At 69.0% G+C, this 21,412-nt stretch carries 20 protein-coding genes; 6 read left to right on the plus strand and 14 right to left on the minus strand.

Annotated elements, in window-relative coordinates; genetic code table 11:
* The first annotated feature begins 2 nt into the window (after positions 1–2).
* The 3 genes from E0H50_RS14095 (at position 3) to E0H50_RS14105 (ending at position 3,269) form a co-directional block, all read left to right on the plus strand.
* Entirely contained in the window at positions 3–1,778 is a 1,776-nt protein-coding gene (locus E0H50_RS14095) for an acetyl/propionyl/methylcrotonyl-CoA carboxylase subunit alpha (protein WP_131288052.1), read from the plus strand.
* Positions 1,778–2,194, plus strand: coding sequence for a VOC family protein (locus tag E0H50_RS14100; protein WP_131288055.1), 417 nt, complete (start codon positions 1,778–1,780; stop codon positions 2,192–2,194). Before E0H50_RS14095 ends, E0H50_RS14100 begins: the two co-directional genes overlap by 1 nt.
* A gap of 226 nt (positions 2,195–2,420) precedes the next feature.
* Positions 2,421–3,269 carry a peptidylprolyl isomerase gene (locus tag E0H50_RS14105; RefSeq protein ID WP_131288058.1) on the plus strand — a complete coding sequence of 283 codons (849 nt, stop codon included), beginning with the start codon at positions 2,421–2,423 and terminating at the stop codon, positions 3,267–3,269.
* Positions 3,270–3,335: 66 nt separating this feature from the next.
* On the opposite strand, the gene E0H50_RS14110 is transcribed toward E0H50_RS14105, so the two are convergent.
* The 3 genes from E0H50_RS14110 to E0H50_RS14120 form a co-directional block, all read right to left on the minus strand.
* Positions 3,336–4,475 carry a glycoside hydrolase family 76 protein gene (locus E0H50_RS14110; RefSeq protein WP_238150960.1) on the minus strand — a complete coding sequence of 380 codons (1,140 nt, stop codon included), beginning with the start codon at positions 4,473–4,475 and terminating at the stop codon, positions 3,336–3,338.
* A gap of 139 nt (positions 4,476–4,614) precedes the next feature.
* Positions 4,615–5,799, minus strand: a complete 1,185-nt coding sequence (locus tag E0H50_RS14115) for a SpoIID/LytB domain-containing protein (protein WP_131288064.1) — start codon at positions 5,797–5,799, stop codon at positions 4,615–4,617.
* Positions 5,800–5,827: 28 nt separating this feature from the next.
* Entirely contained in the window at positions 5,828–7,198 is a 1,371-nt protein-coding gene (locus tag E0H50_RS14120) for a peptidoglycan recognition protein family protein (RefSeq protein WP_131288067.1), read from the minus strand.
* Between the two features lie 161 nt (positions 7,199–7,359).
* Between E0H50_RS14120 and E0H50_RS42910 the strand changes: the two genes are divergently transcribed.
* Positions 7,360–8,190 carry a hypothetical protein gene (locus E0H50_RS42910; RefSeq protein WP_165547124.1) on the plus strand — a complete coding sequence of 277 codons (831 nt, stop codon included), beginning with the start codon at positions 7,360–7,362 and terminating at the stop codon, positions 8,188–8,190.
* 68 nt (positions 8,191–8,258) lie between these two features.
* Here the strand turns inward: E0H50_RS42910 and E0H50_RS14130 are convergent, their stop codons facing one another.
* Together E0H50_RS14130 and E0H50_RS14135 are read right to left on the minus strand one after the other, a co-directional pair.
* The gene (locus E0H50_RS14130) at positions 8,259–9,161 is read right to left on the minus strand and encodes a hypothetical protein (RefSeq protein ID WP_238150961.1); all 903 of its coding nucleotides are present in this window, start codon (positions 9,159–9,161) and stop codon (positions 8,259–8,261) included.
* A 26-nt stretch (positions 9,162–9,187) separates the two neighbouring features.
* On the minus strand, positions 9,188–10,093 hold the full coding sequence (locus E0H50_RS14135; RefSeq protein ID WP_238150962.1) for a hypothetical protein: 906 nt from the start codon (positions 10,091–10,093) through the stop codon (positions 9,188–9,190).
* A gap of 150 nt (positions 10,094–10,243) precedes the next feature.
* Between E0H50_RS14135 and E0H50_RS14140 the strand changes: the two genes are divergently transcribed.
* Together E0H50_RS14140 and hypB are read left to right on the plus strand one after the other, a co-directional pair.
* On the plus strand, positions 10,244–10,573 hold the full coding sequence (locus E0H50_RS14140) for a hydrogenase maturation nickel metallochaperone HypA/HybF (protein WP_131288070.1): 330 nt from the start codon (positions 10,244–10,246) through the stop codon (positions 10,571–10,573).
* Position 10,574: 1 nt separating this feature from the next.
* On the plus strand, positions 10,575–11,330 hold the full coding sequence (gene hypB / locus E0H50_RS14145) for a hydrogenase nickel incorporation protein HypB (protein WP_131288073.1): 756 nt from the start codon (positions 10,575–10,577) through the stop codon (positions 11,328–11,330).
* Here the strand turns inward: hypB and hypE are convergent.
* From hypE to E0H50_RS14190, 9 genes are all read right to left on the minus strand, one after another.
* Positions 11,327–12,418, minus strand: a complete 1,092-nt coding sequence (gene hypE / locus E0H50_RS14150) for a hydrogenase expression/formation protein HypE (protein WP_238150963.1) — start codon at positions 12,416–12,418, stop codon at positions 11,327–11,329. The two genes, hypB and hypE, sit on opposite strands and share 4 nt — an antisense overlap.
* Complete coding sequence (gene hypD / locus E0H50_RS14155; protein ID WP_131288076.1) at positions 12,411–13,529, minus strand: hydrogenase formation protein HypD; 1,119 nt, start codon at positions 13,527–13,529, stop codon at positions 12,411–12,413. Before hypD ends, hypE begins: the two co-directional genes overlap by 8 nt.
* Positions 13,526–13,843 (minus strand): HypC/HybG/HupF family hydrogenase formation chaperone, encoded by a 318-nt coding sequence (locus E0H50_RS14160; RefSeq protein WP_131288079.1) that lies wholly within the window; start codon positions 13,841–13,843, stop codon positions 13,526–13,528. Before E0H50_RS14160 ends, hypD begins: the two co-directional genes overlap by 4 nt.
* Positions 13,834–15,333 carry a Kae1-like domain-containing protein gene (locus E0H50_RS14165; RefSeq protein WP_272948502.1) on the minus strand — a complete coding sequence of 500 codons (1,500 nt, stop codon included), beginning with the start codon at positions 15,331–15,333 and terminating at the stop codon, positions 13,834–13,836. The genes E0H50_RS14160 and E0H50_RS14165 overlap by 10 nt, the downstream gene beginning before the upstream one ends.
* On the minus strand, positions 15,314–16,372 hold the full coding sequence (locus E0H50_RS43800; protein WP_238150965.1) for a pyridoxal-phosphate dependent enzyme: 1,059 nt from the start codon (positions 16,370–16,372) through the stop codon (positions 15,314–15,316). Before E0H50_RS43800 ends, E0H50_RS14165 begins: the two co-directional genes overlap by 20 nt.
* A gap of 115 nt (positions 16,373–16,487) precedes the next feature.
* Positions 16,488–18,068, minus strand: coding sequence for an ABC transporter ATP-binding protein (locus E0H50_RS14175; RefSeq protein WP_131288085.1), 1,581 nt, complete (start codon positions 18,066–18,068; stop codon positions 16,488–16,490).
* The gene (locus tag E0H50_RS14180) at positions 18,065–18,856 is read right to left on the minus strand and encodes an ABC transporter permease (RefSeq protein ID WP_131288088.1); all 792 of its coding nucleotides are present in this window, start codon (positions 18,854–18,856) and stop codon (positions 18,065–18,067) included. The genes E0H50_RS14175 and E0H50_RS14180 overlap by 4 nt, the downstream gene beginning before the upstream one ends.
* Positions 18,853–19,791, minus strand: coding sequence for an ABC transporter permease (locus E0H50_RS14185; RefSeq protein WP_131288091.1), 939 nt, complete (start codon positions 19,789–19,791; stop codon positions 18,853–18,855). Before E0H50_RS14185 ends, E0H50_RS14180 begins: the two co-directional genes overlap by 4 nt.
* Complete coding sequence (locus E0H50_RS14190; protein WP_202868131.1) at positions 19,792–21,324, minus strand: ABC transporter substrate-binding protein; 1,533 nt, start codon at positions 21,322–21,324, stop codon at positions 19,792–19,794.
* Between the last annotated feature and the right edge of the window lie 88 nt (positions 21,325–21,412).

The following is a 21,412-nucleotide window of genomic DNA, read 5'->3' on the forward strand; positions in this document are numbered from 1 at the left end:
CTGTGTCCGACAGCTTGCAGATCACCAAGGTGCTGGTCGCCAACCGGGGCGAGATCGCCGTCCGGGTCGTCCGGGCCGCCGCCGACGCGGGACTGGGCAGCGTCGCCGTGTACGCCGACCAGGACCGGGACGCGCTGTTCGTCCGGCTCGCCGACGAGGCCTACGCGCTGGACGGGTCGACACCGGCCGGCTCCTACCTGAACATCGCCAAGATCCTGGACGTCGCGGCCCGCTCGGGCGCGAACGCCGTACACCCGGGCTACGGGTTCCTGGCCGAGAACGCCGAGTTCGCCCAGGCGGTGATCGACGCCGGGCTGATCTGGATCGGGCCGCCGCCGTCGGCGATCGACTCGCTGGGCGACAAGGTCAAGGCGCGGCACATCGCGGAGAAGGTCGGCGCGCCGCAGGTCCCGGGCACGCCGGACCCGGTCGCCGGCGCCGACGAGGTCGTTGCCTTCGCGCAGGAGTACGGGCTGCCGATCGCGATCAAGGCGGCGTACGGCGGTGGCGGGCGCGGGATGAAGGTCGCGCGCACGCTGGAGGAGGTGCCCGAGCTGTTCGAGTCCGCGACCCGGGAAGCCGTCAGCGCGTTCGGCCGCGGTGAGTGCTTCGTCGAGCGGTACCTGGACAAGCCGCGGCACGTCGAGACCCAGTGCCTGGCCGATGCCCACGGCAACGTTGTCGTCGTCTCCACGCGGGACTGCTCGCTGCAGCGCCGGTACCAGAAGCTCGTCGAGGAGGCGCCCGCGCCGTTCCTGTCGCCCGAGCAGCTTTCGCTCCTCTACGACTCGTCGAAGAAGATCCTCCGCGAGGCCGGGTACGTCGGCGCCGGGACGTGCGAGTTCCTGGTCGGCCAGGACGGGCTGATCTCGTTCCTCGAGGTGAACACCCGTCTGCAGGTCGAGCACCCGGTCTCCGAAGAGGTCACCGGTCTGGATCTGGTGCGGGAGATGTTCCGGATCGCCCAGGGCGAGGAGCTCGGGTACGACGACCCCGTGGTCTCCGGTCACTCGATCGAGTTCCGGATCAACGCCGAGGACGGCGGGCGCGGGTTCCTGCCCGCTCCGGGGACGTTGACGCGCTGGCACGCGCCGTCCGGTCCGGGGATCCGTCTCGACGGCGGGTACGACCAGGGCGAGACGGTGCCGGGCGCGTTCGACTCGCTGGTCGCGAAGCTGATCGTGACCGGCCGGGATCGTCAGCAGGCGCTGGAGCGGTCGCGGCGGGCGCTTCGTGAATTCGTGGTCGAGGGGATGCCGACGGTTATCCCGTTCCACGCCGCGGTCGTGTCCGACCCGGCGTTCGTCGGGACGGACGGGTTCAAGGTCCACACCCGCTGGATCGAGACCGAGTACGACAACCAGCTCACGCCGTACGACGGCCCGACGGCCGAGGCGCCGTCCGACGACGAGCGCGAGAAGGTCACCGTCGAGGTCGGGGGCAAGCGGCTCGAGGTCGTCCTGCCCGCCGGGCTCGGTGCGGTCGGCGCCGCTCCGGCGGCCGGGTCGTCGAAGAAGAAGCCGGCGCGGCGGGCCGGTGGTACGAAGAGCTCGGCCGCGTCCGGCGATTCGCTGACGTCGCCGATGCAGGGCACGATCGTCAAGATCGCTGTCGAGGAAGGCGCCACGGTCGCCGAGGGCGACCTGATCGTGGTCCTCGAGGCGATGAAGATGGAGCAGCCCCTGAACGCCCACAAGTCCGGCACCGTCACCGGCCTCACCGCCGAGGTAGGCGCCACAGTCTCAGCCGGCGCAGCCATCTGCGAAATCAAGGACTGATGTCCCAGGACGCCGACGGCGAAGCGGCGTACCCGCGTGCCGGCGACGAGGCGGAACTGCCTTTGCCGGTCGTCGATGCGGTTGCGTTTGATTGCGTGGATCAGGACGCGCTGAGCCGGTTCTGGCAGGCGCTGGTCGGCGGCGAACTCCGCCCCGACCAGCACGGCGTCACCGAACTCCACGGCGGCCCGGTCCGCCTGGACTTCGCCCAGGTCCCCGAAGGCAAACAGGTCCGCAAGAACCGCGTCCACCTGGACCTCTACGTCCCCCCGGAAACCAAGGACCGCTCCATCACCCGAGCCCTCTCCCTCGGAGCCACCCGAGCCGACGACATCTACGACGGCCCCCTCTGGCAGGTCATGCGAGACCCCGAAGGCAACGAGTTCTGCCTCATCTGGGGCGCCGACTCCCCCTGAATCTCCCTCGGCCCCCTCCCGCCTTTGGTAGGTAGGCGTCCGAGATGCTGGGTTTACGTCCCGGATCTCGCGCGCCAACCCAGCATCTCGGACGTCAACCCACGAGAGGTGGGGGCACCCGCTTCCGTGCGGCGGGCGGGAGTTCATGATTCGGGTGGATTGACAGACAGTTCTCAGGTTTTCGCTGTAGGTTCCCTGCAGGTGTCTCGGTGAGGAGGGTTACTGCATGTCCAAGAAGACCCATCAGCAGCAGTTGGCGGCGCGGAAGGCGAAGCGGCAGGCTGAGCGGGAGAGCGAGCGGCGGCGACAGCGGCGGAATCTGGGGATCACCGTGACTGCGGTCGCGGCGGTGGTCGTGGTTCTCGTGGGGGTCTTCGTGGTGTTCGGGGTGGGTGGCGACGACAAGCCGGCCGCATCGGCGCCGGCGCCGGCGGAGAACAAGCCGGCCAGCATCCCGACCGCGATGGCGGCGGCCCCGAAGCGGGCGACGCCGCTCGCGTCCGAGGTGAACTGCACGTACAAGAAGTCGGCCGAGCCGGCCGCGAAGAAGGTCGATCCGCCGGCCGACGGGAAGACCAAGGCGTCGGGTACGTCGAAGGTCAGCCTGAACACGTCCATCGGCGATCTGCAGCTCACGCTGGACAGCGCGCTGGCGCCCTGCACGGTGAAGAACTTCCTGAGCCTGGTCGGGCAGAAGTACTTCGACAACACCAAGTGTCACCGGCTGACGGTCGGTGAGGGCCTGCAGGTGCTGCAGTGCGGCGACCCGAGTGGGACCGGCTCCGGTGGGCCGGGGTACAGCTTCGCGGACGAGGTGTACCCGACGCTGAAGTACGGACGCGGCATCCTCGCCATGGCGAATTCCGGCGCGAACACGAACGGCAGTCAGTTCTTCATCGTGTACGGCGATGCGTCCGGGCTGACCCCGCAGTACACGGCGTTCGGGACGATCGACGAGCCGAGCGTGAAGCTGATCGACAAGGTCGCGGAGGCCGGCGTCACCCCGCAGAACGGCCCGCAGGACGGCACCCCGATCATCCCGGTGGACATCAAGTCCGCCACCGCAGCCGCCTGATCCCCCGTTACGTCCGAAGAAGCGGTGGGACGTCTCGCCACTTCTTCGGACGTAACGAGCTGTGGGTCAGGCGAGTAGGTGGTACTGGGAGCGGGGCCAGGCCAGTAGGGCGTGGATCTGGGTGATGCCGGACTGCTGGAGGAGTTCTACCGAGCCCTCGCGGAACTTGTAGAGGTTGGTTGCGGGGTCTCGGGTGGTGTTCCAGTTGTAGTCGGCGTAGGACTGCATCGCCTTGCGGTAGCGGGGATCGGGGGCGACCGAGTCCAGGATCAGCAGGTTCTTGAACCAGATCGAGTTGAAGGCCGCGCCGTTCTTCGCGAGGATCTCGGGGGTGTTGTAGAACGCCAGCGAGGCGTTCGCGACCGACTTCGCCTCGCGCAGGTAGCGGAGGTCACCCGTTGCCTTGAACAACAACACGCCGGCACCGAGCATCACGCCCTGGTTGTAGCTCCACTGCGTCTTCTCGATGTTGCCGGCGAGATCGATGTGGTCCCAGTACAGCCCGTTCGGCGCGAGCATGCAGTCCTGCGCCCACTGGTACATCCGCTGGGCCCACGTCAGGTACGACTTGTCCCGCGTCAGCAGGTACAGGTGCGCCCCGAGTTCGGCGCCTGGGCCGTTCGAAACCGTGTTCCGGTCCTGGCTCCACGGTGCCTGCGTCCAGTACACGCCGCCGGCGCACGGGTGCGTCGGGTCCGTGTCCCAGCCGTGGACGACGAGCGCGAAGATCTCCTTGGCGCGAGCGAGTGCAGCACGGTCACCAGTCCGCTTGAACCGCTGGATCAGGTTCAGCCCGATCCACTCGTTGTCGTCGTAGAACTTGTCGCCGCCCTGACCGTTCGGCGGCCGCACGTACGAGTCGTACCCGGTCGGCGTCGTCCCGGAGTTCCAGTAGAACTCGTACGCAGCGAGCCGTCGATCGGCCTCCGCCGAGCCCTTCCGGCCCGCACCCGGTACGCCGGCCAGGTTCTCGGCCGCGATCGCCGCCTGCGAGTACGGCCAGACGTACGAGTACGGGTTGCTCTGGTGGTTCGGATACTCCTCCAGCAGCAGTCCCTTGCCGGCGTCGAAGTACTTGTTGATGGCGTCGTACGACGCTCGCGCCCGGGCGGCCGCGGTTGGGTCGGTGCCCGCCGCCTCACCGGCACTGGCCGTGGTCATGTTCAGCGAGCCGAGGACCGCGACCGCGAGCACTCCGGCGGCCAACCGAGTTGATATACCAATCTTTTTGCGCATCGACCTGCTCCTCCTGGGCGGTGGTTGACAGCGATGTCATGTTCTAACCGGCGCAACGACACCCCGTCAATGGCTCGGCAAGGCTCATCCGGAACCCGAAGTTGGTATATCAAGAAGTTCGGGCCGGGAAACTGATCCACGCGGACCGCAGATGCAGCCGGATCCGCACCTGGTCGGCGGTCAGCACACGCTTTCCGCGCGACCCGACCGCCTCGACGGTGAGCGCCCGGCCGCCGCCCGGACCGACGCCGGTCCGCTTCAGAACGCGGACGTACCGGATCGAGCCGACGTCGAAGACCGCCTGCATCTGCGCAGCCGTCCGGGTCACCGTCCACGTCACGTTCGGGTTCCCGTTCTTCGGGTAGGCGTCCCACGCGTCCGCCTTCGTGAGCTGGTACGGCGCGTCACCCGCCGCCGTCGCCCCGCCGTTCGACGAGGAGAACTCGGCGATGATCGGCTTGCCCTTGTACAGCCGGACCTGTCCCGCGGTCGCCGCGATCGCGTTGTTCGTCGACGTCTCCTCCACGTCGTACCCGCCGTACACCTGGCAGGACGTGGTGTCGCACAAGTCGTACGCTTTCCGCGCCGCGCGGGACCGGTGGAACACCGAATAGGTGCGGGCGGCAACGGCCTGCGCCTGCAACGCGGCCGGCCGCCAGCTCGACACCGACTCCCGCGGTACGACGCCACGCAGGTAGTACTCGAGTGGCAGCACGTTCACCGTGTCCAGATGCGTCCCGGACACGTCGATCGCCCGCAGCGCACCGCGGTACCGGCGTACGGCGCCACTCGGCAGCACCAGCCCGATCACCGCAGCGCCTTCGAACTGCGCCATCCCCGTAAATGTCTTGTAGAGCGTCCATTTCCGGGTCTTGGCGTCGTACGAGCTGACCTTCGTGCCGTGCTCGCCGTTCGGGTCGATCGACCACTGACTCCGGGTCGATGCTCTGGGCAACGGGTAGACCTTGCCGGTGGCCAGCGAGCGGACCGCGAGCCCGCTCACCGCTCCGACCCGCACGCCGTCGGTGGTGTCGGCGCTGACCCGGACCCGGATACTGCCGGTCGCCTTCCCGGTCGTCGTTCCCGGGTAGTAGAAGTCGAGGATGTGCTTCGCCGGCTTCCCGGCCAGCGCCGCACCTTGCGCGCCGTACTGCGACAGGCCGCGGCCGTGCCCGAATCCGCGCCCGTTGATCGTCGTGTCCGGCGCCGCGGCCGGTACGACGTCGCGGGCCTGGGCGGTCGCGCTGATCACTGTGCACGACAGAACGACGACCGCAATGGCACGTTTCCTCATAGTGAGCTCCCCTCATAATGAGCCCAGCTCAAAATGACCTCCCGTAGACAAGATGGACCTGGCGGTCACGCCGGTCCCAGACCAGCCAGCCGCGCTGGAACTTCTGCCGCGCTCCACCCGTGACCTCGTAGGCGTCGGTGATCGGCAGCCCGAGCCGCGCGCTGCCGGCCCCGAGCCGCCGGTACCGGGTCCGGAAAGCGCCGGACGTGGAATGCGGGCCGGTGGCAACGGAGTAGAAGACGTCCCGGGTGCCGAAGTACGTCGCCCAGCCGGTCCGGGTCCGATGCTCGCCCCAGAACGGCTGACCGAGGTTCCGGAAACCGAGTTTCCGTGCGTACTCGTAGATCGGGGTCGAGAAACTGCCGCTCATCAAGGTGTTCACGCGCTGTTTCAGCCAGCCGAGCTTGTTGTACAACTGGGTTCCCGGGCACGCCGTCGCCTTGGTGTCGCGATGTCCGGACACCGTGTGCAGCCGGCTTCCGTCGAGCACGATCGTGGCCAGCGGCGACCGGTAGTTGGCGTCCAGTTTCCAGGCGATCACGCGCGCCGTGGACTCCAGCATCGCCGGCGGCGGTGCGGTCTGCTCGAAGTTCCCGATCACCGCGACGCCGAACGAGTTCGCGTTGAACGACGACGTGTGCGCGCCGAGCACCGGCAGCTGCGCACCGCCGTACCGGCCCTCGAAGACGCGGCCGAAGCGGTCGACGAGGAAGTTGTACCCGAGGTCGCACCAGCCACGGCTCTTCACGTGGTACGCGTACATCGCCCGCACCATCGCCGGCACCTGCGTGCGGGTGTAGTCGTTCCGATCGGCGGTGTGGTGGACGAACGCCGCCAGCACGGTCTTCGTGTACTTCGGCCGCACACACGAGGCGCCGTTGTGCGCGCGCAACCGTTCGTCCGCACCCCAGCGTTTCCGGCTCACCATCAACGGCATCGGGTACGGCGCCCTGCTCGACGCCGCCTCGACTGTGCCGCCCGGCTCCTCGGAGTCGGAGCTGAGCACACCGGGCTGAATCAGGACCACCTTGGCGTCGCGCACAGCACCTGCAGCATTCACCGCACTGGCCTGCACACCCGTGGCATTGCCGACCCACAACGGCTCGGTGCCGTCGCGCTCAATTCCTTCGGAATCCGATGGATCAGGACCGTGTTCGTCCTCGATATTCATCGGTTGCCAATCGGTCCATTGCCCGTCGCGCTGGACACGGACGTTCGCCGTCACACCCTGCACACCGAGCGGCCAGGTGATGCCAACCATGCCGAACGGCGTGGTCTCGGCCCGAACGGACGGCCCGTCGAGCGGAATCTCCCGGTACGAGGGATCAGCGGAGGGAGGTAGCGGGACCAGGGCGGCCGCTGTCAGTACGAGCGGCAGGAGTCGCGCAGTCTTGCCCATGGACAGCCTTCCGGCGCGGGGACGGACAGTCGCTGGGCGGCGCGCCTCTCGATTATGCGCCGACGGTGACCGCTTTCCCGGGATTACGTCACCCTGCGTGGCGTCCACCGTCTTGAGGGATTGGATAGGCTCTCCCTAAAGCCCCCGAGAGAGGCCCGACAATGGAATTCATCCTGATCATCGCCGTGGCGGTGATCGCGGTCCTGGCGTACCGCTCGTACCGTCGGACCCAGCTGCAGACCAAGAAGCAGCACGAGATCACGGCCGCCGAGCTCGAGTCGGTCAAGCGGACCGCCGACGAGGACATCACCCGGTTCGGCGAGGAACTGCAGGACCTCGACCTGGAAATGGTCGGCAAGGACCTCGGCGACGGCGCGCGGCAGGACTACCAGCGCGCGCTGGACTCCTACGAGTCCGCGAAGCAGGCGGTCGGTCAGGTCACCGAGGCCGACCAGATCAAGCACGTGATCGAGATCCTCGAGGACGGCCGGTACGCCGCTACCTGTGTGCGCGCCCGGGTGAACGGCGAGCCGCTGCCGCAGCGTCGCCCGTCGTGCTTCTTCAACCCGCAGCACGGTCCGTCCGTGGAGGACGTGATGTGGGCGCCGCCGGGTGGCGCGCAGCGTGAAGTGCCGGCCTGTGCGGCCGACGCCGAGCGGGTCCGCGCCGGCGCCGAGCCGGACGTCCGCAAGGTCATGGTCGGCCCGCAGCGGGTGCCGTACTGGGAGGCCGGCCCGGCCTACTCGCCGTACGCGCAGGGCATGTTCGGTGCGCTCGGCGGTGTGATGACCGGCATGTTCCTCGGCACGATGCTCGGCGGCATGTTCGCCGGCGGCGGGTACGGCGACTACGCGGGCGGCTACGACGGCGGCGGTGAGGGCGGCGGCGACGGAGGCGGCGACGGCGGGGGCGACTACAACCCGTTCGACGGCGGCGACGGAGGCGACGGCGGCGGCTTCGACTTCGGCGGAGACTTCGGCGGCGACTTCTAGGACCGCGAACGCGAAAGGGCCCCGGTGACCAGCTGGTCACCGGGGCCCTGTGCTGTGCTGACTCGGGCTCACTCGCCGAACAGCGGGGCGTTCCCCTCGGCGGTGTTCAGGAAGTAGACCGGGTCCTTGAAGTCGCCGGGCGCCTTGCCCAGGCCCTTGATCACCGTCGACGCTCCGTTGGCGTGACCGACGGCGTACAGGTACGCCGAACCGGTGTCCTTGTCGATCCCGGCGAGCAACGTGCTCTGCGAGCCGCACTTCTCCGCGACCAGGTACTCGAAGCCCTGCCACGTCGACGTGCGAACCTTCTTGACGACCGGCGCACCGGTCACCGGGATGTGGATCGTGTACAGCGCGCCGCCGTTCGTCGTGGCCAGGAACGTGTCGTACGTCGCGGTCTCGCTGATCAGCGCCATCGTCTTCACCGAGGAGTACCCCGGCCAGCGCGTCACCTTCGCAACCTGGCCGGAGTAGACGTACCGGTACAGCACCCCGTCGCCGCGCAGCCGGTAGTTCGCGCTCCGGGTGGTCTTGCCCCAGTAGTACGAGGTCTCGATCGCCTTGTAGCCGATGTACCCGACACCGCGGGACTTCAGCGAGGTGAACGGTTTACCGGTGGAGTCCACGCCGTACGAGCCGCTATACAGGGTGCCGCTGACGATCACGTCGCCGTACACCGTGTAGTCCGCCCCGACGCCCAGCGAGTTGGTCCACGTCGACGCGAGCTTCGCCAGCCCCGGCGAGAACATGTGCGGGCCGGTCGACCGCTTGACGGTGGCCGGTGAGGTGGCGGTGACCTGGGCGTTGGCCATGTCGCCGCCCGCGGTGATCGAGCCGAGATTGATCGCGCAGGCGGCGGTCGCGGCAGTGCTGGCGGTCGGGGCGGCGGTCGCCGTGACGGCCGGCGCCGCCGCCAGCCCGCCGAGCAGGACGGCGGAGGCCGCGGCTACGGTAGCCCGGTTCAGTTTCATCGATATGCCTTTCACGAGTTGGATTGTCATTCGCCGAAGAGCGGAGGGATGGTTTCGTCGGTGCGGAGGTGGTCGACCGGGTCGGTGAAGGTGCCGGGCACCTTGCCGAGGCCCTTGATCACCGTCGACGCACCGTTGGCGTGACCAACGGCGTACAGGTAGGCCGAGCCCGTCTCCTTGTCGATCGCGGTGAGCAGCGTGCTCTGCGTGCCGCACTTCTGGGCGACCAGGCTCTCGAAGGTCTGCCAGGTCGAGGTACGGACCTTCTTCACGACCGGTAGCACCTTGGGATCGCGCGCGATCCTGATCGTGTACAGGGCACCGCCGCGGGTGTTCGCGAGGAAGGTGTCGTAGGTCTTGGTCTGGCTGATCAGCGTCATCGTCTTCACCGAGGCGAAGCCGGTGTAGCGGGCCAGGTCGCCGTACTGGCCGCTCCAGCGGTACATCACGCCGTCGTTGCGCAGGCCGTAGGTGGCCCGCCAGTAGGGAGCGCCCGCGACGGAGTAGACCGACGTCTGGACGACGTGGTAGCCCTGCCAGCCCTTGCTGCCGTTGCTGATCCCGTTCTCCGGTGTCCCGTCGGCCTTGGTGCCGTACCAGGCCGAGTACAGCGCCGAGTTCAGCACCAGCTGACCGCTGGTGAACTTGCCGGACGGCGGGTCGAGGCGCGTGGTCCAGGTCGCGCTGAACTTGGCGACACCGGGGGTGAACAGGTGCGGGCCGGCCGTCCGCTTGGCGGTGATCGGCGCCGTCGCGGTGATATCGGTGTTGGCGATGTCACCGCCGCTCGTGATCGATCCGACGGTCATCGTGCAGGCCGCCGTGGCACTCGCGGCGGCCGGAAGAGTAGAAGTCGCGGCTGTGGCCAGTCCACCGAGCAGTACAGCGGCCGCGGTCGCGGCGGAGGCTCGTTTCGAGGTCAGGATCTTCATACCTGCCACGATGCGGACTCCGCCGCGGAAGTTGCGTCGTCTCGTACTTCCCCTCCGGACGTGGAGCGGCTCCCCGAGCCAACCGCGGGCTCAACAACCCGCAACTCTCCGCCGTTGCCGGGTCGCCGTGCCCGGCCTACCGTCGGGAGGGTGCATGAGCTCGCCATCACGGAGAGCATCGTCGATGCGATCGTCGAGAAGGTCGGCGACGGACCGGTGGCCGCCGTCCGGCTGGAGATCGGGCGGCTGTCCGGGGTGGTGACCGACTCGATCCGGTTCTGCTTCGGGCTCGTGGCCGCCGGGACCGGGCTGGACGGCGCCCGGCTGGACATCGACGAGCCGTCCGGGCGGGCGTACTGTCGGGACTGCCGACGGGAGTTCGCGCTCGACGACCCGATCATGCTGTGCGACTGCGGCAGTGCCGATCTCGACATTCTGGCCGGTCAGGAACTGCGGATCGTCTCGGTGGAGGTGCGGTGACATGTGCAGCACCTGCGGATGCGGTGGCGAGGACGCGAGCACCAGGGTCACGCTCGTCGACGGCCCGCAACCCCACGAGCACCCTCACCCCCACGACCACACGCATGACCATGCGACCCGGACCGTACTGCTCGAGCAGGACATCCTGGCCAAGAACGACCTGCTCGCCGCGGCCAACCGGCACCGCCTGGCCGAACGCGGCATCACCGCGATCAACCTGATGAGCTCCCCCGGCTCCGGCAAGACCACCCTGCTCGAGCGCACCGTCACCGACCTCGGCGACCGCCGCGAAACCCTCGTGATCGAAGGCGATCAGGAGACCTGGCTGGACGCCGAGCGGATCCGGTCGACCGGCCGCAAGGTGGTGCAGATCAACACCGGCGCCGGCTGCCACCTGGATGCCGAGATGTTCGGCCGCGGGCTGACCGAGCTCGCCCCGCCCGACGGCTCACTGGTCTTCGTCGAGAACGTCGGCAACCTGGTCTGCCCGGCCCTGTTCGACCTCGGCGAGTCGGCCCGGGTCGTGATCATCTCGGTCACCGAAGGCGCGGACAAACCGGCGAAGTACCCGTACATGTTCCGCACCGCCGACCTCGTCCTGCTGAACAAGGTCGACCTGCTCCCGTACGTCGACTTCGACGTCGACCTGTGCCTGGACCTGATCCGTCGTCTGCGACCCGACGTCGAAATGCTGGCTGTCTCCGCGACCCGCGGCGACGGCCTCGACGCCTGGCAGTCCTGGCTCGCGGACCACTAACAGATCCGGGGCAGCTGCTCTCCGATCGGTGTGTCCACCACCCGGGTGGCACCGAACGCCGTCTTCGTCACGACCATCCCGGGATGCGCCTCGACGCACTCGCCGATGATCGCCGCGTCTGCACCGAGCGGATGCGCCCGCATCGCCGCGAGGACGGCGTCCGCGTCGTCACGGCCCACGATCGCGAGCAGCTTGCCCTCGTTCGCGACGTACAGCGGATCGAGTCCGAGGAACGCGCAGGCGTTGGCGACCGCCTCCGGCACCGGCAGTGCGGTCTCAGTCAGCTCGACGCCGACCCCGGCGGCCTTGGCGATCTCGTTCAGCGAGGTCGCGACGCCGCCCCGCGTCGGGTCGCGCAGGGTGTGCAGGTCGAGGCAGACGTCCAGCATCGCCGCGACCAGGCCGTTCAGCGGCGCACAGTCGCTGACCACCTCGGTGCCGAACGAGATGCCCTCCCGCACGCTCATGATCGCGATCCCGTGCACCCCGATCTGGCCGCTGACGATGACGACGTCCCCGGGAACCGCTCGCTGCGGGCGGATGTCGACCCCGGCCGGGACCAGCCCGACGCCGGCCGTGTTGACGTACACGCCGTCCCCGTGACCGGCGTCGACGACCTTGGTGTCGCCGGTGGCGATCGTCACGCCGGCCTGCCGCGCCGCCTCGCCCAGGTCCGCCGCGATCCGGGCGACCACGGACAGGTCGACGCCTTCCTCGAGGATGAAGCCGCAGGACAGGTACGCCGCCTGCGCACCGCTCATCGCGAGGTCGTTGACCGTGCCGTTCACGGCCAGGTGCCCGATGCTGCCGCCGGGGAAGAGCAGCGGCTGCACCACGAACGAGTCGGTCGAGAACGCCAGCCGGGCCTCGCCGAGCGTGAACACCGCCGAGTCCGTCAGCGCGCCGAGGACCGGGTTCGCGAACGCGGGCACGAAGAGGTGCTCGATCAGCTCACCCGACATCTGTCCGCCGCCCCCGTGGCCCATCACGACCTTCGGGTGATCGCGCAACGGCAGCGGACAGACCCATCCGTCGAAGTTCGGCGGATCGGGCACGGAGGGATCCGGCAGCATGACGTGCTCAGCCACCGGTCGTCACCGCCTCGGCCGGCGCCTCCAGCCGGCGGTACAGGTAGTACGCGGCACAAGCGCCCTCGCTGGACACCATCGTCGCGCCGAGCGGGTTCCGCGGCGTACAGACCGTCCCGAACGCCGAGCACTCGTGCGGTTTGATCAGGCCCTGCAGGACCTCGCCGCTGCGGCACACCGCGGACTCCTCGGCGACGATGTCGCGCACCTGGAAGCGATACTCCGCGTCGTACTCGCGGTACCGCTCGGACAGCCGCCAGCCGCTCCGCGGGATCATCCCGATCCCCCGCCAGGCCCGGTCGGTCGTCTCGAACACGTCGGCCAGCATCGCCTTCGCGGCCGGATTGCCTTCGTCCCGGACGGCCCGCTGGTAGGCGTTCTCGACCACGTGCTCGCCCTTCTCGAGCTGGCTGACCGTGCGCAGGATCCCGGCCAGGATGTCGAGCGGTTCGAAGCCGGTGACGACGATCGGTACGCCGTACCTCTCGGCCAGCTCGGGGTACTCCGACGTACCCATCACACTGCAGACGTGGCCGGCGGCGAGGAAGCCCTGGACCCGGCAGCTCGGGGACTGCATGATCGCCTCGATCGCGGGCGGGACCCGGACGTGCGAGACCAGCAGGCTGAAGTTCGGGATGCCGAGCTTCTTGGCCTGGTAGACGGTCATCGCGTTCGGCGGGGCGGTGGTCTCGAAGCCGATCCCGAAGAAGACGACCTCCTTGTCCGGGTTCTGCTGCGCGACCCGGAGCGCGTCGAGCGGCGAGTAGACGACCCGGACGTCACCGCCCTCGCTCTTGATCCGGAACAGGTCGCGGCCGCTGCCGGGCACCCGCAGCATGTCGCCGAACGAGCAGAAGATGACGCCGGGCTGGGCGGCGATCTCGAGCGCCTTGTCGATGACCTCCAGTGGGGTGACGCAGACCGGGCAGCCCGGGCCGTGGATCATCTCGACGCCGTCCGGCAGCAGCTGGTCGATCCCGTGCCGGACGATCGTGTGCGTCTGGCCGCCGCAGACCTCCATCATCGCCCAGGGTTTCGTCACGGTGGCGTGGATCTGCTCGACCAGCTTGCCGGCCAGCACCGGATCGCTGAACTCCTCGAGGTACTTCATTGCGAGGCTTCCTCCCAGTCGGTCCCGGGCGGGCGGCGTTCACCGGCCTGCCGCGCGGCGAGGCCCCACTGATCGCCGAACTCCTCCTCAAGCGCCCCGAGTTTGCGGTAGAGCTCGAGCGACTGCATCGCGGACTCCTCGTCGAGGCGCTGCAGCGCGAACCCGACGTGCACGATGGTGTACTCGCCCACCTGCAGATCCGGCAGGTACTCCAGGCAGACGTCCTTCAGTACGCCGCCGAAGTCCACCTGACCCATCCGGGTCCCGTCCTCCTCGCGGATCTCCACGACCTTCCCCGGTACGGCTAGACACATGATGTTTCCCTCCCTGGGCGACGCGCCGCGACGGCCAGCTGGCCGAGCGCGAGTCCGGCATCCGTCGGCGGCACCCGGCGATGCCGCAGCACCGTGAACCCGGCACCGGTCAATGCCGTGGTAGTTGCCGATAGCAACACACGGTTGACGAACACGCCGCCGGACAGGGCGACCGTGGTCAGTCCGCGGGCGGCGCGGACCCGCACGGCCAGCGTCACCGTCAGTTCGGCCAGGCTCTGGTGGAACCGGGCGCTCACGACCCCCGGTTCCACTCCGGCCAGTACGTCGTACGCCACGCCGGCCAGCACTGGCGCCGGATCGATCTCCTCCCCTGTAACCGCGAACTCGTAGCTGCCGAGTCCTCGATCTGACGAGACCAGTCCTTCCAGCTCGATCGCGGCCTGCGCCTCGTACCCGGCCCGGTGACAGACCCCGGCCAGCGACGAGACCGCGTCGAACAACCTGCCCATACTCGACGTCGGAGCACAGGCGATGTCCTTGTCCAGCTGGGTTCTGAGCAGTTCCAGCTCCGGCCCGGCGCACGCGCGCACCGACGGCAGTCGCGGGTCCCACGGCAGGCCGGCGGCAAGCAGGTGCGACAACGCCATCCGGCAGGGGTTGCGGACACCTGCATCGCCGCCGGGGAGCGGCACGTACTTGAGGTGCGCGTAGCGCTCGAACCCGTCGTACGTGGCGAGCAGTACCTCACCACCCCACACCGCCCCGTCCTCGCCGTACCCGGTCCCGTCGAAGGCGAACCCGATGACGCGGCCTTGATACCGGTGCTCGGCCATCACCGAGGCGAGGTGCGCGTGGTGATGCTGTACGCCGACCACCGGCCGCCCGGCCGCGTGCAGCTGAGCCCATTGCCGCGACCGGTACGACGGATGCTTGTCCGTCACCAGCACCTCGGGCCGGACTCCGGTCAACTGCTCGAGGTGCTGCTCGGCCCGCTCGAACGCCTGCAGTGTCGCGAGGTCGTCCATGTCGCCGACATGCCCCGAGAGCCACGCGTACTGCCCGTTGCCGAGACAGAAGGTGTTCTTCAGGTCCCCGCCTACCGCCAGCGCCGGCCGGACCGGGACCGGCAGGTCGATCGGGAACGGCGCATACCCACGGGACCGCCGGACCGGCAGCTCGCTGTCGTCGACGATCCGTACGACGGAGTCGTCGCAGGGCACGTGGATCGGGCGATCGTGGCCGAGCCACGCGTCGGCCAGACCGGCCAGCCGCGTCAGTGCCTCGCCGTCGGAGGTGACGATCGGCTCACCGGACAGGTTGCCGCTCGTCATCACCAGCACACACGGACCGGGCTGGTCGAACAGCAACTCGTGCAGCGGCGTGTACGGCAGCATCACCCCGAGGTCAGGGTTGCCGGGGGCAACTGCTTCGGCAACGGCCGCACCGGGCCGGCGCCGGAGCAGCACGATCGGGTGCCTGCTGCCGGTGAGCAGTTGCTCCTCCGCGGCATTAATGCGACGGAGTCGCAGATGGAAACTCCTCGCGGCGGACCTGCGCGGATTCCCTCCGGTCCCACGACATCGCCGACCACGGCACCGCGAGCTCGTCCAGCGAGTCGATCTCCCGCGGCCGCATCGACGCCATCGGCCGCGCCTCGGCATGCCGGGCGAACGCGGTCTCGACGTACCGCGTCCCGGTGTCCGCGGCCAGGAAGACGTGTTTCCGGCCGCGATCGCAGTTGTGCTCCCACAACGCCGACAGGTACGCCGCCCCGGCGGACAGCCCCGCGAAAACGCCGGACGTCCGGAGCAGATCCACCGCGGCCGACATCGCGTAGTCGAAGGAAACCCAGTGCAACCGGTCGTACAACTCGTGCCGCACGTTCCGGAACTCGATCGAGCTGCCGATTCCGGCGATGATCATCTCCGGGTCCTGCGTGTGCCCGGCCCCGAACGTGATGCTGCCGAACGGCTGGACGCCGACCAGGTTCACGTCCCGGCCGCGGTCCCGCAGGTACGCCGCGATCGCGCCGGTGGAGGCGCCGGTTCCGACGCCGCCGACCAGGCACAGCGGACCCGACGGCACCAGCTCGGCCACGAGATCCGCGATCGCGCCGTACCCGAGGTAGTGGATGTCGTCGTGGTACTGCTGCATCCAGTGGTACGTCGGGTTGTCGCGGAGGATCTCGCCGATCCGGCGGACCCGGAGGTTCTGGTCGAGCTGCAGGTTGTTCGACGACGGCACCTGTTCGATGGTCGCGCCGAGGATCTCGAGCTGGATCTTCAGCGTCCGGTCGACCGTGGTCGAGCCGACGATGTGGCACTTCATCCCGTACCGGTGGCAGGCGAGTGCGAGGGCGTGCGCGTAGATGCCGCTCGAGCTGTCGATCAGCGTGTCACCGGGCCGGACCTGCCCGGTCTCCAGGAGCCGGCGGACGGCGCCGAGCGCGGAGTACACCTTCATGGTCTCGAACCGCAGGCAGATCAGATCGTCCCCGGCGCCGGAACTGACGCGGATCGGGTCCGGGTCCTTGATGGCCTCCGCCAGGTGGTCGTGCAGTCGCGTCATCGGCGCGGTTCGCTCCTTGAGTCGGTGGTTGGGCGTGTCTCCCAACCCCACGCCGTCGCGAGCAGGTGCCCGGCGGAGTGCCTCGGCGAGCGGGAGCGGAGGGGTCGATGTGGTTTCATCGTTCCCTTCGCTCCTGCTCGGCGAGGTGCCCGTCGGGTGCCGCGCAGTAGGCGTGGGGTTGGGAGACACGCCCATGCACGGGCGGAGTCTTGGGGTTGTCGCCGATCCGGGTGGCTGCGACCAGCCGCCGGGTCAGCTCGTGGCGCGGCGCGGTCGTGAGCGTCGCGGGCGGGCCTTGCTCGACCACGCGGCCGGCGTCGAGGACCAGGACCCGGTCCGCGACGGCCGCGACCAGGCGCAGGTCGTGACCGATCCAGATCAGCGCCGTACCGCGGTCCTTGAGCTCGGTCAGCAGGTCGACGACCAGCGCCGTACCGTGATCGTCGAGCGCGGTGGTGATCTCGTCGCAGATCAGTACGTCGGGGTTCGCCAGGACTGCTCGCGCCAGGGCCGCGCGTTGCAGTTCGCCACCGGACAGGCGGCTCGGCGGGCGCGCTGCGGTGATCGCGGCGACGCCGAGACGGGCGAGCGTGGCGACGGCTTCGGCGTGTGCCTGGTCCGGCGCGAGTCCGCGCAGGCGTTGCGCCGTACGGGCGACCTGCTGGTCGACGGGCCGTCGTTCGTCGAAGGAGCCGCGGACCTCCTGCCAGACGTACTGGACGCGGCGGTGCTGGTCGCGGGAGCGTTTGCGGAGCACCGGGAGCGGTTCGTCGTCGAGCAGGATGGTGCCGGTGTAGCGCTCGTGCAGGCCGGCCAGGCAGCGGGCCAAGGTGGTCTTGCCGCTGCCGGAGCGGCCGACGACGCCGAGGCAGGCGCCGGCGCGGACGGCGAGGTCCGCCTCGTGCAGGACGACGTCGCGGCCGCGCGGGCGCAGCGAGGCTGACAGGTTCATTGCCGTTAGCAACGGTTGCCCGGCGGTGGAGGTTCCCGGGAGTTGCAGGTCCGGTGCGGGCGGGAGTACGTCGGTGGCGATCACTTGCCCGGCGTCGAGGACGACGACCCGGGACGCGAGCGCTCGGACCAGGTCGAGATCGTGACTGAGCAGCAAGATGCCGAGGCCGGTGGCGGCGAGATCTCTGAGTTCGTGGACGAGTTGCAGGCGGGTGATCGAGTCGAGTCCGGTGCTCGGTTCGTCGAGCACGAGGACCGTCGGGCGGCAGGTAAGCGTCTGGGCAAGCGCTACTCGTTGGCGCTGGCCGCCGGAGAACTGGTGCGGAAAACGTTTGAGAGTTGCGCGATCTCCGGGCAGCTGGGCCGCGCGGACGGCCTCGCGCGGGTCGCCGTCGTGCAACTTCGCCAGCTCCTGCAGCGTCGTACCGATCCGCCGGGCCGGGTTGAGCGCGCTGCCGGGATGCTGCGGCATGTAGGCGACTACGCGGCCGCGTACCCCCGGCGCTGCCCTGGTCACTCCGTTGCCATCAACAACCAGCTCCCCACCAACCTCAACCCGCCCGGTCAGTCGTACGCCATCACCGTGCTCGCCTAGCAGTGCTAGCGCCGAGGTCGTCTTCCCCGACCCGGAGGCACCCACCAGCGCCGTCACCTCCCCCGCGACAACGTCGAACGACACGTCGTCGACCAGCACCGCGCTCCCAGCAGTCGCGGACAGCCCAACCACACGCACCACCGGGGTCATCGTGTGCTCTCCACGAGGCGGCGTGATCTGTGGACGAGGCGGTCGGCGAGGAGGTTGAAACCCAAGGTGAAGGAGACGAGGAGGAGGGCCGGGGCGAGGACCGACCAGGGTTGGAGGAGCAGACCTTCGCGGTTGCGGGACACGCTGACGGCCCAGTCCGGCGCGGTCGGGCTCAGGCCGAGGCCGAGGAAGTTGACCGAGGCGACGAGGAACACCGCGAGCGTGATCCGGGTGCCGAGATCCGCCGCCACCGGGCCGAGAACCGAGCGTCCGACGTACCCGAGCTGGATGGTGACCCACGACTCCCGCTGCATCCGCAGCGCCTCGACCACCGGTCCGCTGGCGGCGTCCAGCGCGGCGGCCCGGACGAGTCGGGCGACGGTCGGGACGTTCATCATCGCGACGGCGACGGTGATCGCCGCAGCGGACGCGCGCCAGCCGACCGCGACCACGCTGATGACGAGGAGGGACGGGAGCGGCAGCAGTACGTCGAGCGGCCGCATCATGCCTTCGTCCAGCCACCGTTGCCGGGTCGACGCGGCCGTCAGCCCGATCAGCCCGCCCACCAGATACGCCAGCAGCACCGCCCCGATCGCCATCCCGAGCGCCGTCCGCCCACCCACCAACAGCAGACCCAGAACGTCCCGTCCCAACCCGTCCGTCCCCAGTACTCCTTCGGACGAGTAAGGCAGACCCGTCCGCCCGTCGTACGGCACAACCGGCCCAACCACCGCAACCGCCAACGGCACTGCAACGAGCCCCAGCGAGACAACTTCACGGGGGTTCATCGGAGAATCTCCGAGCGCGGGACCAGCCGGTTGCAGAGCAGGTCGGCGCCGAGGTTGATGAGGAGCGCGGCAACGGCAAGAACAAGCGTGAGGCCTTGCACCGTTGGGATATCCCGGGTCTCTACCCCGTCCACGAGCGCGGTCGCGAAGCCTGGAATGGCGAAGATCGCTTCCACCACCAGCACTCCACCGAGGAGCGTGTCGCCAGTGCGCGCCAACTCTTGCACCCCGGGAACCGCCGCGTTCGGCAGCACATGCCGGAGCAACAACTGACGACGAGGAATGCCGAGCCGTCGAGCCTGCGTCACATACTCGGCGTTCAAAGCAGCAACCGTCCCCGCACGGACCTGACGCGACAGCAAACAGACGGTCCGACCGAAGAGCACAGCAATAGGCAGGATCAGCAGCGCAGGCGAGGACAGCAGGCTCCCGCCGATCCACGTAGCCGGCAACCAGCCAAGCTTCAGCGAAAACACAGCCACCAGCACAACAGCGATCACGAAGTCCGGAATCGCCGACAACGCCAACGTGACCGAAGTGATCGCCCGATCGACGCGACCGTTCTCACGCGTCCCCATCACGATGCCCAGGGCAACGGCCAGAGGAACGACGATCGCGAGCGTCGCCAGCGTGAGTACGAGCGTCGCGCCGATCGAGCTCCGCACGATGTCGGCCACCGGTCCCCCGCTGATCAACGACGTACCGAGATCGCCCGTCAAAACATTGCCCAGCCAGTGCACGAACCGCTCGACCGGCGGCTGGTCGAGACCGAGCTCCGCCCGCAGCGCGGCGACCTGGGACGGCGTCAGCGTCTCGGTGAACCGCAGGTCCGCCGCGTCTCCCGGCAGCAGCGACGTCAGGACGAACACCAGCACCGAGAGCACCGCCAACTGAACGACGGCGAGCCCCGCCCGTTGAGCGGCGTACGACCGCATTCAGGCCAGCCACACCTTGTCGAACCGGCCCTGGTCCAACGTGTTCGGCGGCACCGCCTGCACTCCCTGCACCTTCGACGACACCGCGATCAGGTAGTCCGGCAACCCCCAGGCGAGGATCCCGCCCTCGTCCCGCACCGTCTTCTGCAGTACGGCGTACTTCGCCGACCGCTCTTCCTCGGACGTCACCGCCCGCGCCGCCGCGAACGCCGTGTCGAACGCGGGCCGCCGCCAGTGCGTGACGTTGAACGGCGAATGCGACAGCAACCGATCGGTGACGTACTGCGGAATCGGCATCGCCCCCGACCGATGGTTGCCAATAGCCCCCTTCGTGAGCAGGTCCTTCGCGTACGTCTGCGGACTCCCGGTCGTGACCTTCAACCGCACCCCCGCCTCCGCGACCTGCTCCGCGAACAGCGTCGCGGCCTCGACGAACCCGGCCGACGCGTCCGCGGTGAAGATCTCCACCTCCTTGCCCGCCAGCCCGGCCTTCTTCAGCAAGCTCTTCGCCTGCTCGACATCGCGCTCCCGGGCCGGCAGATCGGCCGGGTAGTACTGATACCCCTTGCCGAACAGGTCGTTCCCCACCTCACCCCGGCCGGCCAGTACCACGTCTACGAGCCGCTGCCGGTCCGCCACCAGCTTGAACGCGAGCCGTACGTCGGGGTTGTCGAACGGCGGCCGGTCGACCTTCATCACGAACGCCTGCATCGTGCTGGCCTTCGCCGCCACGATCCGTACCGTCTTCCCGGCCTCCGCCGTCCGCGCGAACGTCGCCGTCATGTCGTTGGCGTACTCCGCCTGACCGCCCTGTACGGCGTTCGCCCGTGCCTCGGAGTCGGCGGACAGGATGTGCAGCTCCTCGATCCGCGCGGGCTCGTCCCAGTAGCCGTCGTACCGCGAAGCGATCATCGAGCGGCCGGCCTCGAAGGACATGTACCGGAACGCGCCGGTCCCGACGGGCTTGGCCGGATCCTTGAACCCGTTCCGCACGATCTGCGTGCCGATTCCGGCCAGCAGCGCGGGGAACTCCGCGTTCGGCTGGGTCAGCACCAGCTCGACCGTCCCGGTGCCGATCGCCTTGCTGCGTTTGAGATCCAGCGTCGCGAGCGACGACTGCGCGACCCGCTCCGGTACGGCGGGATCGACGATCCGGGCGATGCTGTACAGCACGTCCTCGGCGACCAGCTTCGCGCCGTCGTGGAACGTCGCGTCGCGCAGGCTGAACCGCCAGGTGGTCGCGGTGCCGTCGTGTTCCCACTTCGACGCGAGCCGCGGTACCGGCTTCAGGTCCGGGCCGAGCTCGACGAGCTTCTCGTAGATCGCCTTGTGCCGCGCGATGTCCACGAACAGGCTCTGCACGTGCGGGTCGAGCACCTCCTTCGCCCCGCCGCCGGCGTACACGGCACGCAGCCGCCCACCCTGTGTGGGTTGCGCGGCCGCACCCCCGTCCGTCCCACATCCGGTCATCGCCGCCAGCCCGGCAACCCCGGCCAGCCCCAGAAACCCACGCCTACCCAAAGCCTCGGACACGCGCCACATCCTCACCTTTAGTGAAAACGATTGTCAAATCCAGCGCGCATCCGAACCCGACGCGATCATTCTTTCCGCCCGACTCCAC

It is taken from the genome of Kribbella sindirgiensis, from assembly GCF_004331435.1.
Taxonomy (GTDB): domain Bacteria; phylum Actinomycetota; class Actinomycetes; order Propionibacteriales; family Kribbellaceae; genus Kribbella; species Kribbella sindirgiensis.

Bases quoted from the DNA above. Each gene is read 5' to 3' on its own strand.
- E0H50_RS14100 (WP_131288055.1), top strand. From the start codon at position 1,778: ATGTCCCAGGACGCCGACGGCGAAGCGGCGTACCCGCGTGCCGGCGAC.
- E0H50_RS14105 (WP_131288058.1), top strand. From the start codon at position 2,421: ATGTCCAAGAAGACCCATCAGCAGCAGTTGGCGGCGCGGAAGGCGAAG.
- E0H50_RS14115 (WP_131288064.1), bottom strand. From the start codon at position 5,799: ATGAGGAAACGTGCCATTGCGGTCGTCGTTCTGTCGTGCACAGTGATC.
- E0H50_RS14120 (WP_131288067.1), bottom strand. From the start codon at position 7,198: ATGGGCAAGACTGCGCGACTCCTGCCGCTCGTACTGACAGCGGCCGCC.
- E0H50_RS42910 (WP_165547124.1), top strand. From the start codon at position 7,360: ATGGAATTCATCCTGATCATCGCCGTGGCGGTGATCGCGGTCCTGGCG.
- E0H50_RS14130 (WP_238150961.1), bottom strand. From the start codon at position 9,161: ATGAAACTGAACCGGGCTACCGTAGCCGCGGCCTCCGCCGTCCTGCTC.
- E0H50_RS14135 (WP_238150962.1), bottom strand. From the start codon at position 10,093: ATGAAGATCCTGACCTCGAAACGAGCCTCCGCCGCGACCGCGGCCGCT.
- hypB (WP_131288073.1), top strand. From the start codon at position 10,575: ATGTGCAGCACCTGCGGATGCGGTGGCGAGGACGCGAGCACCAGGGTC.
- hypD (WP_131288076.1), bottom strand. From the start codon at position 13,529: ATGAAGTACCTCGAGGAGTTCAGCGATCCGGTGCTGGCCGGCAAGCTG.
- E0H50_RS14160 (WP_131288079.1), bottom strand. From the start codon at position 13,843: ATGTGTCTAGCCGTACCGGGGAAGGTCGTGGAGATCCGCGAGGAGGAC.
- E0H50_RS43800 (WP_238150965.1), bottom strand. From the start codon at position 16,372: ATGACGCGACTGCACGACCACCTGGCGGAGGCCATCAAGGACCCGGAC.
- E0H50_RS14175 (WP_131288085.1), bottom strand. From the start codon at position 18,068: ATGACCCCGGTGGTGCGTGTGGTTGGGCTGTCCGCGACTGCTGGGAGC.
- E0H50_RS14180 (WP_131288088.1), bottom strand. From the start codon at position 18,856: ATGAACCCCCGTGAAGTTGTCTCGCTGGGGCTCGTTGCAGTGCCGTTG.
- E0H50_RS14185 (WP_131288091.1), bottom strand. From the start codon at position 19,791: ATGCGGTCGTACGCCGCTCAACGGGCGGGGCTCGCCGTCGTTCAGTTG.